This is a genomic window from Alkanindiges illinoisensis DSM 15370 (assembly GCF_000619845.1).
Taxonomy (GTDB): domain Bacteria; phylum Pseudomonadota; class Gammaproteobacteria; order Pseudomonadales; family Moraxellaceae; genus Alkanindiges; species Alkanindiges illinoisensis.
Genome location: NZ_JHUX01000003.1, coordinates 518,364 through 532,693 on the forward strand (window position 1 = coordinate 518,364; position 14,330 = coordinate 532,693).

Annotated in this window: 11 protein-coding genes and 1 pseudogene; 6 read left to right on the forward strand and 6 right to left on the reverse strand. The window is 45.1% G+C overall.

Annotated features, from left to right (window positions below):
• The first annotated feature begins 66 nt into the window (after positions 1-66).
• From Q337_RS0102695 to Q337_RS0102715, 5 genes are all read left to right on the forward strand, one after another.
• Positions 67-798, forward strand: a complete 732-nt coding sequence (locus Q337_RS0102695) for an NAD(P)H-binding protein (RefSeq protein WP_051526505.1) — start codon at positions 67-69, stop codon at positions 796-798.
• Positions 795-1,316, forward strand: coding sequence for a ribonuclease E activity regulator RraA (gene rraA / locus Q337_RS0102700; RefSeq protein WP_026470276.1), 522 nt, complete (start codon positions 795-797; stop codon positions 1,314-1,316). The genes Q337_RS0102695 and rraA overlap by 4 nt, the downstream gene beginning before the upstream one ends.
• Positions 1,317-1,379: 63 nt before the next feature.
• Positions 1,380-2,153: a glutathione S-transferase N-terminal domain-containing protein gene (locus tag Q337_RS0102705; RefSeq protein WP_026470277.1), complete on the forward strand. Its 774-nt coding sequence runs from the start codon at positions 1,380-1,382 to the stop codon at positions 2,151-2,153.
• A gap of 214 nt (positions 2,154-2,367) precedes the next feature.
• A complete protein-coding gene (gene hpt / locus Q337_RS0102710; RefSeq protein ID WP_026470278.1) occupies positions 2,368-2,913 on the forward strand; it encodes a hypoxanthine phosphoribosyltransferase in 546 nt (181 codons plus the stop codon).
• Between the two features lie 265 nt (positions 2,914-3,178).
• The gene (locus Q337_RS0102715) at positions 3,179-3,952 is read left to right on the forward strand and encodes a nitroreductase family protein (RefSeq protein ID WP_051526707.1); all 774 of its coding nucleotides are present in this window, start codon (positions 3,179-3,181) and stop codon (positions 3,950-3,952) included.
• 251 nt (positions 3,953-4,203) lie between these two features.
• Here the strand turns inward: Q337_RS0102715 and Q337_RS0102720 are convergent, their stop codons facing one another.
• Both Q337_RS0102720 and Q337_RS16520 read right to left on the reverse strand, forming a co-directional pair.
• A complete protein-coding gene (locus tag Q337_RS0102720) occupies positions 4,204-4,596 on the reverse strand; it encodes a type II toxin-antitoxin system VapC family toxin (protein WP_026470280.1) in 393 nt (130 codons plus the stop codon).
• The gene (locus Q337_RS16520; protein ID WP_034279163.1) at positions 4,583-4,870 is read right to left on the reverse strand and encodes an AbrB/MazE/SpoVT family DNA-binding domain-containing protein; all 288 of its coding nucleotides are present in this window, start codon (positions 4,868-4,870) and stop codon (positions 4,583-4,585) included. The genes Q337_RS0102720 and Q337_RS16520 overlap by 14 nt, the downstream gene beginning before the upstream one ends.
• 270 nt (positions 4,871-5,140) lie before the next feature.
• On the opposite strand from Q337_RS16520, the pseudogene mfd reads away from it, so the two are divergent.
• Positions 5,141-8,608, forward strand: a pseudogene (mfd, locus tag Q337_RS16525) (transcription-repair coupling factor); the annotation flags it as partial.
• Positions 8,609-8,755: 147 nt separating this feature from the next.
• Here mfd and Q337_RS0102735 read toward each other — a convergent pair.
• The 4 genes from Q337_RS0102735 to Q337_RS0102750 form a co-directional block, all read right to left on the reverse strand.
• Positions 8,756-9,478 carry a hypothetical protein gene (locus Q337_RS0102735; RefSeq protein WP_051526506.1) on the reverse strand — a complete coding sequence of 241 codons (723 nt, stop codon included), beginning with the start codon at positions 9,476-9,478 and terminating at the stop codon, positions 8,756-8,758.
• Between the two features lie 11 nt (positions 9,479-9,489).
• Positions 9,490-9,930 carry a hypothetical protein gene (locus Q337_RS0102740; RefSeq protein WP_156935682.1) on the reverse strand — a complete coding sequence of 147 codons (441 nt, stop codon included), beginning with the start codon at positions 9,928-9,930 and terminating at the stop codon, positions 9,490-9,492.
• Between the two features lie 138 nt (positions 9,931-10,068).
• Positions 10,069-12,333, reverse strand: a complete 2,265-nt coding sequence (gene ovoA, locus Q337_RS0102745) for a 5-histidylcysteine sulfoxide synthase (RefSeq protein ID WP_084494688.1) — start codon at positions 12,331-12,333, stop codon at positions 10,069-10,071.
• Positions 12,334-12,714: 381 nt separating this feature from the next.
• Positions 12,715-14,250, reverse strand: coding sequence for a flavin-containing monooxygenase (locus Q337_RS0102750; protein WP_228133067.1), 1,536 nt, complete (start codon positions 14,248-14,250; stop codon positions 12,715-12,717).
• Positions 14,251-14,330 lie beyond the last annotated feature (80 nt).

Genomic DNA, 14,330 nt, shown 5'->3' on the forward strand with positions numbered 1-14,330 from the left:
AACCTTTATGCTGACATTCTGCTCTTGTATGATTCGGTAAAACAATAACATAGGCGATTTTTCCTTATGACAGTGTTTCAGGCTGACTCACGGCAAAAAAGTGCTATTGTCATTGGAGCAACCGGGCTGGTTGGTTCTTTGCTGGTAGAGAAACTTCTAGCTTCCAGACATTATCGGACAATCTATCAGGTGGTGCGGCAAACACCTGCTGCACTGTTGGGCACGGCTCCCGAGCAGTCGCTGGAAACAATTGTCATTCCTGACTTTGGGCGGCTTGAAAAAATGCTGACCCGGCTGGATTTACAGGACGCAGATGCCTTTAGCACACTGGGTACCACCTTGAAACAAGCAGGTAGCAAGCAACAGTTCAGTCAGGTTGATTTAACCTATAACCTGAATTTTGCCCAAATCGTCAAGGAACTGGGTGCACAACACTTTTTATTGCTGAGTGCTACCGGTGCTAAATCTGATTCCCCAATATTTTATAACCGGATTAAAGGCCAGCTTGAACGCGCTATTGAGCAGTTGTGTTTTGATCGTTTGTCCATTTTTCAGCCATCCCTGCTGCTAGGTCAGCATCGTGATCAGCGCTTGATGGAAAGCATGGCACAAAAAGCCTTTATACTGGGCCAGCATTTATTGCCTGCGGACTGGCGCTATCGTCCCATTGAGGCTGAGCGGGTAGCACAGGCCATGTATCTGACGGCCACATGCCTTACTACTGGCCAGATCAGTTATGGCAAAACTGTTTATTCCAACACCGATTTACTCAATATGACCCTGGAGACTCCTGCATGACCACTGTAACCGTTGTAGCGCCTGATTTTGTAACCTGTGATTTACTGGATGACCATCCACAAACTCAGGTAATGAGCCCATCCATTGATGGTAAATCATTCAGGAATTTTGGTGGACGCAAGGCATTTGGTGGTGAAGTTGTAACAGTGAAATGTTTTGAGGACAACTCGCGGGTGAAGGAATTACTGGCCACAGAAGGCGCTGGCAAGGTACTGGTAGTGGATGGCGGTGCGTCCATGCGCTGTGCATTGCTGGGTGATTTGATTGGCGAAAGTGCCGTCAAGCATAACTGGGCTGGTGTGATTGTGTATGGCTGTGTGCGGGATGTAGATGCTTTGGTGCAGCTTGATCTGGGTGTGCAGGCACTGGCAGCCATTCCACAAAAAAGTAACCGTAAGGGGGCGGGTGAAACTGGCCTGACCTTAAATTTTGGTGGTGTGAGTATTGAACCGGGTCATTATATTTATGCAGACAATAATGGCATTCTGGTGTCTGCTGAAAAACTAACCGACTTATAGCGGCTCAGCAACTTGCCGCACTATAAACGCCATTTTTTACTAAAGAATTGAGTTGAGAAAATTATGATCGTACATCAAGCCAAAGTCCTGCGTTCTGTGCTGGCCACCATTTTGGAGGGCGGGCGCGGGGTAATGGGCACGCCAAATCCCAATCAGCCAGCAAAACCTATTCGCCTGTATGACTTTGAAGCGTCACCGTATTGCCGTCGTGTGCGTGAAGTGCTTACCATGCTGAATCTGGATGTGGAAATTTATCCCTGCCCCAAAAAAGGCACGCGTTTTCGTCCGCAGGTCAAGCAACTAGCAGGTAAAACCCAGTTTCCATTTCTGGTAGATGAAAACACAGGCATCAAACTGCTGGAATCACAGGATATTATTGATTATTTATTCAAAACTTATGGTAAGAATGGCAAAACGCCGAGTAAATACCAGAACCTACCCAAAATTCCAGTAGGCGGATTTTTAGTGACCATTGCTGGCGGAATCAATGGCTTGATGGCAGAAAAAAACAATGTCCAAAAAGCTGTGCCAGACCAGTTGTTGGAGCTATGGAGCTTTGAAGGCAGTCCTTATACGCGTCTGGTGCGTGAGCGTCTGTCTGAACTGGAACTGCCTTATGTATTACATAATGTCGCCAAAGAGCGCTGGCAGGACATCGGGCCAGCCAAACTGCGCTTAAAGCCGGGTAAATATGTACCGATTGCTGGTGGCAAGCGTGCTGGTGTTTACGCCGTGCAGGGGCGCTTACAGGTGCCTTATCTGGTTGATCCCAATACAGGTATTAGTTTGTATGAGTCAAAAGATATTCTCGACTATCTGAACAAAACCTATGCTTAACGCAAAATTGTTGCAAAATATGCCACATTAATGCAGTTTTCTGGTTAAAATAGCCGCCTTTTTCAAAAACGATGCATCATTCAGTTGCATCGTTTTTTATTGAGCAGTCCATAATGCATACGTGTGTTTGATCACGCCTGCATTGCAAGCTCAGACCTGAAAGTGCAGCACTTGCACCGCGCTACCTGTAAAACCCGTCAGTGAGAGATTAGCCATGAACCACCATGTTGATGTCATGATTAGTGAGCAACAAATTAAAGCACGAATCAAGGAGCTTGCCGCGCAAATTAATCAGGATTACCAGCATGCAGGTTCCAACCTGTTACTGATTGGCTTGTTGCGGGGTTCATTCATTTTTATGGCTGATTTGTGCCGTGAAATTACCGTATCGCATCAAGTGGATTTTATGACGGTGTCCAGTTATGGCAACAATACCACCAGCTCGCGTGATGTGAAAATTGTGCAGGATCTGGATGAAAGCATTGAAAATACGCATGTGCTGATTGTGGAAGACATCATTGATTCGGGTAATACCTTAAGTAAGGTACGCGACCTGTTTTTACTGCGTAAACCTGCTTCTCTGGAAATTTGTACCTTAATTGACAAGCCCTCACGGCGTGAAGTTGAAGTGCCGGTTAAATATATTGGCTTTTCCATTCCCGACAAATTCATTGTGGGCTTTGGACTGGATTATGCACAGTTCTATCGTCACTTGCCGTATATTGGCATTGTGACGCTGGCTGAAAATGCGAATGATTAAACAGGTCTAATCAGTAAAGTTTAAATATGATTAATAAAAGCCCTGATAACTATTGGGGTTTTTTATTGCATGGCTTTTAAGATCTTAGTTTTGCACCCATTGCTTTTGATAAAATTATTACCGAATAGCCCAAATATTAAACTTGACGGTTTATTAATGCTGTTATAGCGTGAAGTTATTCATATTAAATCTGGATATTTCAATGACTAAGTCTGCCTCACGCACTCAGGACAACAATTTACAAAATCAGCCATCACCACAGCAAATGCCGCAGGACAGCTTATCTACCATTCAAATTGATGGTAAAGAGCGCTATTTTGAACCAGCGCCAGCTGATATTAGTGTGGAAAATTTTAAAAAAGTAGTGACCAGTCGCCGTTCCGTTCGAAAGTTTACCAATACACAAATTCCCAAGGCTGTGCTGGATGACTGTCTGGACATGGCGTTACTGGCCCCGAATTCATCCAACCTGCAACCGTGGACATTTTATGTGGTGCGCAGCCCGGAGAAAAAATCCAAGCTGGTGAAAGCCTGTATGAGCCAGTTGGCTGCTAAAACCGCGGCTGAACTGATTGTCTGCGTGGCACGTACTGACCGTCTGGATGAAATGGCCAAAAACAACCTGAAGTACTGGCCAATGCCAAAAACTCCAAAGCCAGTAAAGCAATATTACAGCCTGATTGCCTATAATTATAAAACCGGCTTTTTAAATACCTTGGGCGCTGCCAAAAAAGTAGCATTTAGTATTGTTGGGCAATTTCAGCCCTTGCCGGTCACTGCGTTTACCCATGCGGACGCGCGCTTGTGGGCAGCCAAAAGTACAGCGCTGGCTTGTGAAAATCTGGTTCTGGCCTTGCGTGCACATGGATTTGATAGCTGCATGATGGAAGGTTTTGATGAGCCACGTGTGCGCAAGCTGCTGGATTTGAAAGATGAAGAATTCCCGATTATGGTGATTGGTGCAGGTGAGCGGGCCGATGATGGTGTGTTCTGGCCACAGTTGCGCTTTGACCGTGATTTGTTTGTTAAAGAAGTTTAGGACTGCTCAAATGCTATATTAAAATCTGCTTACAAGTTTGCTGGTTGTTCATCAATGATGGCTTGCATTGAGGTTGTAACAGGTTGATAGTAAATTTAAGCAATACGCATTGCCCAGCATGCCTGTTCCTAGGCACCATGTTTGGGTAATTTAACGCCTGTTTCTAGTACAGGCACATAAAAGGGATACTCAGACGGGTATCCCTTTTTTATGGAAAATCGAGTAATGAAAATCTTTTCTACAAAGAAAGGCTAACCAGCCAGCGTAACCTGACATAAACTTAAACCTGCGGCTTTTTTTATAAACTTGTGGTCAAAGGTTTTCAATTGGCTAACCTGTTCACACTTTGCCAGATGCATGGCATCACCAAAATCTAATCCCTGACTATACCAGTTGATCACTTGAGCGATTAAAGCAGGGTTATCCAGAATGATATTTGGTAAACCAAATAATTTAGTCATCGCATTGGAAATTTGTGTAGCTGAAAAGTCATAAGCGTAGCGTAGTACCCATTCACTCTCTAATATCACTGAGTCAGCAATATAAATAACTGAACTTTGAAAAAGCTGATAGGCAATATCGTATTGCTTACTGTCATCATGGGTTAAAAGACGAATAATAATGTTGGTATTAATTGCTATCATGCCATTCCTGCTTTAACTTCTGAGCAATAGCAATGTCTATTTCATGTTGTGTTTTTTTAATTACAACAGGAAGACAGCCTGCCACTTCATTTAAGCTACTTGGAGCAAATAGAGCTTTAGGTTGTAACAATACGCCCTCCGGGGTATCTATAACATTAAATTCTGCGCCACTCTGCCATTGATGAGCTGTTCGGATAGCTTTGGGAATAATCACCTGCCCTTTACTAGAAAGCCGGGTTACTGTAGGCGCCTTGGATAGATTAGTGGTTTCCATTGCAAAGTCCTTGAAGTAAGACACAGGTAAGACTATCATTTGAACTTATTAAAATCAATTAAGATACAGTACTCATCAAACTAAGATTTAGAAAATATTAAAATTAAAAATTAGAGAAAATCCGTTAATGCATGATTAAAAGCAAAAGACTTTTACACCCATTTTGTAGGTGAAGATAGACTATGGATTCACACATAAGCAACGTGCCTGAAACGCCAAACACTGCTACCATTAAGCCATTCCTTTCATTTAAAAAAATTATCTTCGACCATGACCGAACTGCTTTTGCCATCCATTGCTGAAAACTTTGAACAAAGCAACTTACAACAAATACCGGCAGGTGAGCGGCGCTGGATTGGCAATTTGGCGGGTGCATTGCCATCGCTGCTGCTGAGTGAACTGGTTAAATCCAATCAAGACTCAAAACAGCTTATTGTCATGGTGGCGCGTAATACCACCCAAGTGGCACAAATCGAAGAAGAGCTGCATTTTTTTGGCATTAAACCGTATCTGTTCCCAGACTGGGAAACCCTGCCGTATGATCGCCTGTCACCGCATCAGGAAATTGTATCTGAGCGCTTGGCGCTACTGGCCAATATGCCACAAAGCGGTATTGTGCTCATTGCAGCCAGTACTTTAAGCCAGCGCATTGCGCCGCCAAGCTGGTTGCTGGGGCAGCATTTTGATATCCGCAAAGGCCAGAAATTTGATGTGGAAAATGAACGCCAGCGTCTGACACGGGCTGGTTATCGTGCTGTGGATACTGTATTTGAACCAGGTGAGTTTGCAGTACGTGGCAGCCTGATGGATATTTTTCCTACGGGTCAGCAAGCTCCGATTCGTATTGATTTATTTGATGATGAAATTGAAACCCTGCGCCATTTTGATGTGGAAACCCAGCGCACGACGGAGCAAATTTCGCAATTTACCTTGTTGCCTGCGCGGGAATTTCCATTAATCGAAGGGCGCGGTGAGTTTCGGGCACGTTTTGCTGAGTTGTTCCCGCAGGCCAGCCCCAAGAAAATGCCGCTCTATCAGGATGTGTTAAATGGCATCGCTGCGCCGGGTCTGGAATATTATCAGCCTCTGTTCTTTAGCCGTGATGAGTTTATTGAAGGCGGTACACTATTTGACTATTTGCCAAAAGACACACTGATTGCCACTGATATTGCTGTTGAGGATTGCCTGAACAGTTTCTGGCAGGAAGTCACCCAGCGTTATGAAGACCGCCGCCATAATATTGACCAGCCGATTTTGCCGCCGAATGAACTGTTTCTCACCGTAAATGAGCTATTTGGCCGTCTGAAAAGCTTTGGCAGACTGGTGCTGTCGGAAAATCCCATCAGTGAGCGCGCTGGTGTGTTTAACGTGGTGGCAAATCTACCACCCAAGCTGCCAATTGATCATAAAGTGAGTGATTCACTCATTAACCTGAAAAACTTTATTGATTTGTTTAAGGGCCGCGTGCTGATTGTGGCCGAAAGTGCCGGACGCCGTGAAGGCTTAAAGGAGCTGTTTAAATCAGTCTGGCGCGATCTAGCAGTCTGTGACAGTTTGCAGGAATTTTTGCAAAGCAGTCATCAGGTGGCTATTGCGGTGGCACCACTGGAACGTGGGCTACTACTTGAAGATTTTGTATTGATTGTTGAAAACCAGCTTTTTGAACAACGCGTAGTGCAGCGTCGACGTCGCAAAAGCAGCGAAGTGTCTGAAGAATTTCTGGTGAAAAGTCTGGCCGAGCTGTCGATTGGCGCGCCAGTTGTGCATATTGACCATGGCGTAGGACGTTATGGCGGTTTGGTGACACTGGAAATTGACGAACAAACTCATGAGTTTTTGCAGGTTGATTATGCCGATAACGCCAAGGTGTATGTGCCGGTTGCCAACCTGCAACTGATCAGCCGTTATAGTGGCGGTGATCCAGATCATGCACCGTTGCACAAACTGGGCACGGATACCTGGAACAAGGCCAAACGAAAGGCACTGGAAAAAATCCATGATGTGGCCGCAGAGCTGTTAAACATTCAGGCGCGTCGGCAGGCCAAACCGGGCTTGGCATTTGATATAGATGAACATGCCTACCAGCAGTTTGCCAATAGCTTTGCCTTTGAAGAAACACTGGATCAGGCCAATGCCATTGCAGGCACGCTATATGATATGAGTCAGGATAAGCCGATGGATCGGCTGGTGTGTGGCGATGTGGGCTTTGGTAAAACCGAAGTGGCCATGCGCGCAGCATTTGTGGCTGTACATGCAGGCAAGCAGGTGGCGGTACTGGTTCCTACGACGCTGCTGGCGCAACAGCATTATGAAAACTTTAAGGATCGTTTTGCTGATTGGCCGGTGCGTATTGAAGTCCTGTCGCGTTTTGGCTCTACCAAAGATCAGAAAAAAGCCATTGCCGATTTAAGTGAAGGCAAGGTGGATATTGTCATTGGTACGCATAAATTATTACAGCAAGGCATCCAGTTTCATGATCTGGGCCTGATGATTGTTGATGAAGAACACCGTTTTGGCGTGCGCGACAAGGAAAAAATCAAGGCTTTGCGTGCCGATGTGGACATGCTGACCTTAACGGCGACACCGATTCCACGTACTTTAAATATGGCTTTTTCCGGCATGCGTGACCTATCCATTATTGCCACGCCGCCCGCCCGCCGTCTGGCTGTGAAAACCTTTGTGATGGAACATAACAACCCCACGGTGAAAGAAGCCATTTTGCGTGAATTGCTGCGTGGCGGTCAGGTGTATTTCCTGCATAACGATGTGGATTCCATTGAGCGTGCCGCAGAAGAATTGCGTCGCTTGCTGCCAGAAGCCCGCGTTGCCGTAGCGCATGGGCAAATGCGTGAGCGCGAGCTGGAACAGGTGATGCAGCAGTTTTATCACAAGCAGTTTAATGTGCTGGTGTGTTCTACCATTATTGAAACCGGCATTGATGTACCCAGTGCTAATACCATCATTATTGAACGGGCCGACAAGCTGGGACTTGCCCAGTTGCACCAGTTGCGTGGACGGGTAGGACGTTCCCATCATCAGGCTTATGCCTATTTGCTGGTGCCTTCAATCAAGCACTTAAAGGGTGATGCGGAAAAACGGCTAGATGCCATTCAGCGTGCGTCTAATCTGGGTGCTGGCTTTTTGCTGGCGACTGAAGATCTGGAAATTCGTGGGGCAGGTGAGCTACTAGGTGAGGAGCAAAGTGGCAACATGCAGGCTATTGGCTATAGCCTGTATATGGACATGCTGGAGCGTGCCACCAAGGCGATTCAAAACGGAAAATCACCCAATCTGGATGCGCCGCTGTCGTTAACCTCGGAAATTAACCTGCATATGCCAGCCCTGATTCCGGATGATTACCTGAGTGATGTACATCAGCGTCTATTGTTTTACAAGCGCATCAGTAATGTATCAGAAGTCGACAAGCTCAATGACATTCGTATGGAAATGATCGACCGTTTTGGTCTGCTGCCAAAGCCTGCGCAAAACCTGTTTGCCGTGCATCAAATGCGAATTAAGGCGGAAAGCCTGGGCATTGAAAAAATGGATGTTAATGTCAATGGCGGCATGATTGAGTTTTCACCAGATACCCCGGTTGAGGCAATTACTATTATCAAGCTGATGCAGTCCAAACCCACCATGTACCGGATGGAAGGCGGTCAGCGCTTGAAAATTTCTGCCCAGTTGCAGGACACCAGTGAGCGAATTGAGTTTGTTGTGCAGTTATTGCAGCAATTAAGTGGTCAGAGTGACAATGTACAACAGCAGGAAGCAGCGAAAGGCTTAAGCGAGGGCAGTGGCAAGTCCAAAAAAAAGCGTAAGTGACCATCCCTTACCTCGGCTTTAATTAAGCATTTACCCTTACATCAATAAGGTAGGTACAATTCATTGAATCACCTGATGAATGCTAAAGGAGCTTTGCGCAATCGGCGTTAAGTCATTATTTAGTTGATAGTACTTAACATCGTATTGACCTACCTTCCAGCCCTGCGCGGGTGCAAAACTAATCCAGTTTTGCTGTGTGGCTGCGTTGATATTAGTCGGGGTAAATAACAGGATCTCTCCCGTGTCCCGGTTAGTCCAGCGTACAAAGACCTGATTGTCTTGAGGAAATTTGCCCATGGTGTCAAAGTGTGCAAAAATTTCCTGACTTTTATACACTTGGCTTAAGTCTTCTGATTTTCTAGGCATTAGCGTATTGGTAGAAATTGCAAGTTGTCCCGCCAAATTTTGTGCTTGAATATCTGAATTGCTTAATTCATCAATAAGCCGGCTGGAAAATTTCTTTTTATCATCAATCGCTGATAGATCAGCAGTTGGAAAGGCTTTTTTTAAATAAGAATTAATGGTTGGCTCAGGCGTTTGTTCAATAAAATCTTTAATTTCAGCTGCATTATGCTGATTGATTAATTGTTCTGCATGTTTAGCCTGAACCATATCCTGTAATATAGCAGGGTTGAAATTTTCTTTACGAGGTGGTTTTACTGTTGCTGCTGGAGTTCCAGGTTGAGCAGCGTTTATAACAGGTTGATTTAAGGACTGTGCCACAAAATAGCCCAATCCAAACGCAAAAACAGCAATGCCAAGATTTAATTTAATAGCGTGCATAAATTGCTAATTTAAGCAGCGCAGCTAAGCGTTACGCCATTAATCCTAACCCCGCTAACAAAGCTAACCCCTTGCGCGCTAACCTGGGCTTTGGTAAATCCTGTCCCACTCAATAGCCTTAAGCTGCCAGCAACGCAAACACCTGTTTGTTTACCGGTAGATAAATTGATGGTGCAGCCATTTTGTGTAATTTGATAGATACTGGAAGAGGTAGCGGTGCAGGCTGCTGTAATGACCGAGTTATCTGTATTTGAGCTATCGGTGCTACAACCTGAACAATCGCGATTGCTAGAGTTGCTACAGGCATCATAGGTTTTTTGGCTAGGACACTGGTATTTTTGTCCATTAACGGTGACTTCGCCATTAAACGAAGAATTAAAGCTATCACCGCTACCGCCGCCGCCACAGGCATTTAATAGCATAGCGATAGCGACCAGAGGAAATTTATTCATTTTCATTATGCAACCTGTTTAGCTTTAATTTATTTTGAGCATTTCACTATAGAAAAAAGCTTAAGGACTGTCAAAAATACTTTTGACAGTGTCCGAGAGAATAAACCTATTTTAGTATTGGATTTGGCGCATATATCTTTAAAGCACCCGCTGCCATAATGTCACTTCCGATAGCGTATGCTGATATTTACGCTTGGTTTCCCGAATGACAAATGGAACTTCCTGCGGCTCCTGAATCAGGTGAAAATGCTTGGCTAATAGCTCTTGTAAACCAGCAAACGTGCTAAAAGTTTCGCCATCCTTTTTAAAGCCGCCAATCCAGTCCTTGCGTGGTGTATGTTCTGTAAGCCATGTATAGGGTGAGGCCAGCATCAGCACGCCGCCCACGTTTAACCGTTCATGAATACTGGAAAGAAACTTTGCAGGATCATACAAGCGGTCAATCAAATTGGCAGCCAGAATAAAATCATAACCTGTAAAGACAGGTTTGAGGTTACAGGCATCACCCTGAAAAAAGGCGACCTTATGTTTGGTGTCTTCAAGCTTTAAACCAGCCAGCGAATGGGATTTATAAGACACTAGCTCACCTTCGTCAATCAAGGTATAACGCAAGGTTTCACCTTTAGCCAGTTGTACCGCCTGACCAATAAAGCGGGCTGAAAAATCAACACCAGTCACTTGATCAAAATAGCGTGCCAGTTCGAAAGTAGCCCGGCCAGAAGCACAACCCAAGTCCAGTGCAGTATGTCTCGGCAGGCCATCAAGGTGATGCTGGGCCAAAGTTGTGACGGCTAACTCCACCAGTGCCTTGCTAAAATTGGGTACACCAAAATATTCATCACCATAATGGAATTCAGCATATTCCGACATGAGTTTGTCAGTTTCATAGTGTGAGGCTGGCACAGGATTAATATCTCCAGAGATAACATAGCGAAAACCGGCGTGCTGGAAAAAATGCCGCCGGAAGGCATAACGCGCCGAATGCAGGCTTTCATTACCAGTCGATATCCATGAGCCGCCTTTCATCAGGTTATGGCGCTCATCAAAGGTTGGCGTACTAAAGTCATCATAAATCGGATGGACTTCAAAGCCTTCAAATGGATAAATTGGTGTTTCTGTCCATTGCCAGATATTGCCGACCACATCATAAAACTCGCCTTGTGCAAACTGGTTCACCGGGCAGCTTGAGGCACCATGATCCAAATGGATATTGGCCTGAGCCGGTGCTGCACCAACATCACGAATGCCAGCTACATCATATAACCGATACCATTCATCTTCAGTGGGCAGGCGCACAGCCTGGCCAGTTTGCTGCTTTTTCCAGTGACAAAAGGCCTTGGCTTCATGGTAGTTTACTTCCACGGGCCAGTCCCACGGCATGCAAACTTCTTCAGTCATCAGGCGCAAATGCCATCCATCCGGTGCTTTATGCCAAAACGTTGGATGCTCAGCTTGAGTGAATTTTAGCCAGCCTTGACCTTCGTCTGTCCAGTATTCGGCAGTTTGATAGCCTTTGGCCTCTACAAATTGCAGAAATTCCTGATTGCTCACCAAAAACTTTGAGGCTTCAAAGGAGGTAATTTCTGCTTCGTGCACGCCATATTCATTGTCCCAGCCATAAAAAGGGCTGGACTTATCTTTGGCTAATTGTACTTTGCCCGCAGCCACACGAATTAATTGATTTTCTGGGGCAAGGCCGCTGCCATAATTGGGCTGCCAGTTGGGCGAAGGTTTGACCATTGAAAGGTCATGCTGGCGAATAAGTACGGATGAGGTTTCCAGATGAATGCGCTCATGCTCAATCCCCATAATGATGGCCCACCACGGGTTGTTCCAGTCAATTGGCATGTGTAATGGCGCATGGTCAATTAAATCCAGTACCAGTGCGCGAACCTTGTCCCGATATGCCTTAACTTCATGCACGTTGGGCCAGTTATAGTTGGCCTCATTCAAGTCATCCCAGCTCATTTCATCCACACCTACCGCAAAAATGGATTCCATGCGCTGATCGACACGCTCATTGATTAGACGAGCAAGCAGTAACTTATTGATAAAAAATGTTGCGGTATGCCCATAATAAAAAATTAGGGGGTGGCGCAGGCTGATGGGCTTAATATAAAACGCATCATCACTGGCCAGACAGTCAAATAGCGATTCGTAAGTGTTGAAGGTATCCAGAAAATAATGTCGCAGGGTATGGCGCATGGTTGCTTCGTCACTATCGCGCAAATTAGGCGTGCGTGAAATCAGGGCAGGAGGCTTGGTTATATTGTGCTCATCATTATGGAGTGTACCTATTACTGGCTCGGTCTTATTCACAAAAGTAGAGTTTTGATTAACATCTTTATTAGCACAGTCTTGACGTGAAATTGCTTTTTTTTGAATGCAAGCTTCTGAAAACATTGCTAAATTCCTCATTGATTGGCTTACAGGTCACATGAAAAATGCAGAAAACTAATAGCTGTATTAGCCTGCACTTTTGGCTTAATGATTAAGACCTGTAATAAAACCCCGATTTAATACGAGCATTTAACTATTAATTTAGTGAGCCTCTAATTTGCTAAGACTGATAGTTGTCTTTTGCTGGTTGCTTAAGCCAGAGTGCCATATTTTCTTATATTGTTAAGTAACGATATATAGTGTGCTGCTTAGTAAATTGGTATCTAGCATTTTAAATATAATGAATTTATTGCAGCTTTTGTGATTTCGCCTACTTTGAAGTCATCAATAATGGCAATAAAAAAGAGCCGCCAAAGCGACTCTTTTCTAAGCAATTAACCTATTTTAGGCGACTTTCTTGGCTTTTACTTTCACAAAATTATAGGCACTTGGCTTGATCTTGCGGGTTTCCATCCAGTAGCGCCAGGTGTAACCCGGCCAAATGGTAAAGTTTTTGCCATCGGCTTGCTGATACCAGCTCACACAACCACCATTTTGCCACACGGTGCCTTTTAGTTTTTTCTGCACGTTGTCATTAAACTCGGCCTGAACGTCTGGTTTTACATCCAGATAATCGGCCTTTTTCTTCTCAACAGTTTTAATGGCGTCCAGAATATAGTTGGCCTGTGCTTCAATCATAAAGATAATCGAGTTATGGCCTAGTGCAGTGTTTGGCCCAACCAGCTGGAACAGGTTTGGATAGCCCGCAACGCTAATGCCATAATAGGCTTCGGCACCGTCCTTCCAGTCATTCATCAGCTCGCGGCTATTCAAGCCGGTGCATGGAAAATCCTTCATGTAAATGCGCGGGTCAACAATAAAGCCCGTACCCAGCACTACACAATCTGCCTCGCGATGCGTACCGTCTTTGGTGATAATGCCAGTTTCGGTAAATTCCTGAATGCTGTCTAGAATCAGGTCAACATTTTTGCGGGTAAAGGTTGGGTAGTATTTATTGGAAATCAGGATACGCTTACAGCCCATCACATAATTGGGAGTGAGTTTCTTGGCCAGTTGCTTGTCGCCTTTCACCTGATAGCGAATAAACAGTTCAATGGCTTTTTGCGCAGTTTCCATAATTTTTGGATGGAAAATCGGCATCACACGCGATTCATTGCTCCAGTACAAGCGGGCACGGTGAATCTGGCGGGCAAATGGCACTTTTTCAAATAATGTCTTGTCAAAGTTGCCATATTTACGCTCATCACGCGGAATAACCCAGGCTGGTGTGCGCTGGTAAACATCCAGTTGTTGAACTTTCGGCGCGATTTCAGGAATGTACTGAATGGCACTACCGCCTGTGCCAATGGAAGCCACTTTTTTACCCGTCAGGTCGTAGCTGTGATCCCATTGCGCAGAGTGGAAAATTTTGCCCTTGAACTTTTCCATGCCTTTATAGTTTGGAATTTGCGGCACATGCAGTGGGCCGGAGGCCAGTACCACAAATTTGGTTGTCAGCACAGAACCATCTTTCAGGTTTAGTGTCCAGAGCGCGCTTTCTTCATCAAACTGCGCGCCGACTACTTCGGCATTAAATTTCAGGTATTGACGCAGGCCAAATTTTTCAGTGGTTTCCTGAATATAGTCATAAATCTCAGGACGTTCGGCGTAGCGCTTGGACCAGTCAGTCTTTGGTGCAAACGAAAAAGAATACATGTGGGATTGCACATCGCAGGCAGCACCCGGGTAGCTGTTTTCACGCCATGTTCCGCCCACGTCATCGGCTTTTTCCAGCAGTAAAAAGTCTTTACGGCCTTCCTGTAGCATGCGGATTGCCATGCCCAGACCACCAAAACCAGCACCAATAATGACCATTTCCAACACGCGCGAGGCATCGGAAGACGATCCACCATTCATTTTTGGGTTTACTGAAGCATTCATGTCAGGCTCCTGGGCAACAGTAGGTAAGACATTTTTTTCAAGAAAAAATGTAATCTGGGGGCAATACTAAATAAGTGCGC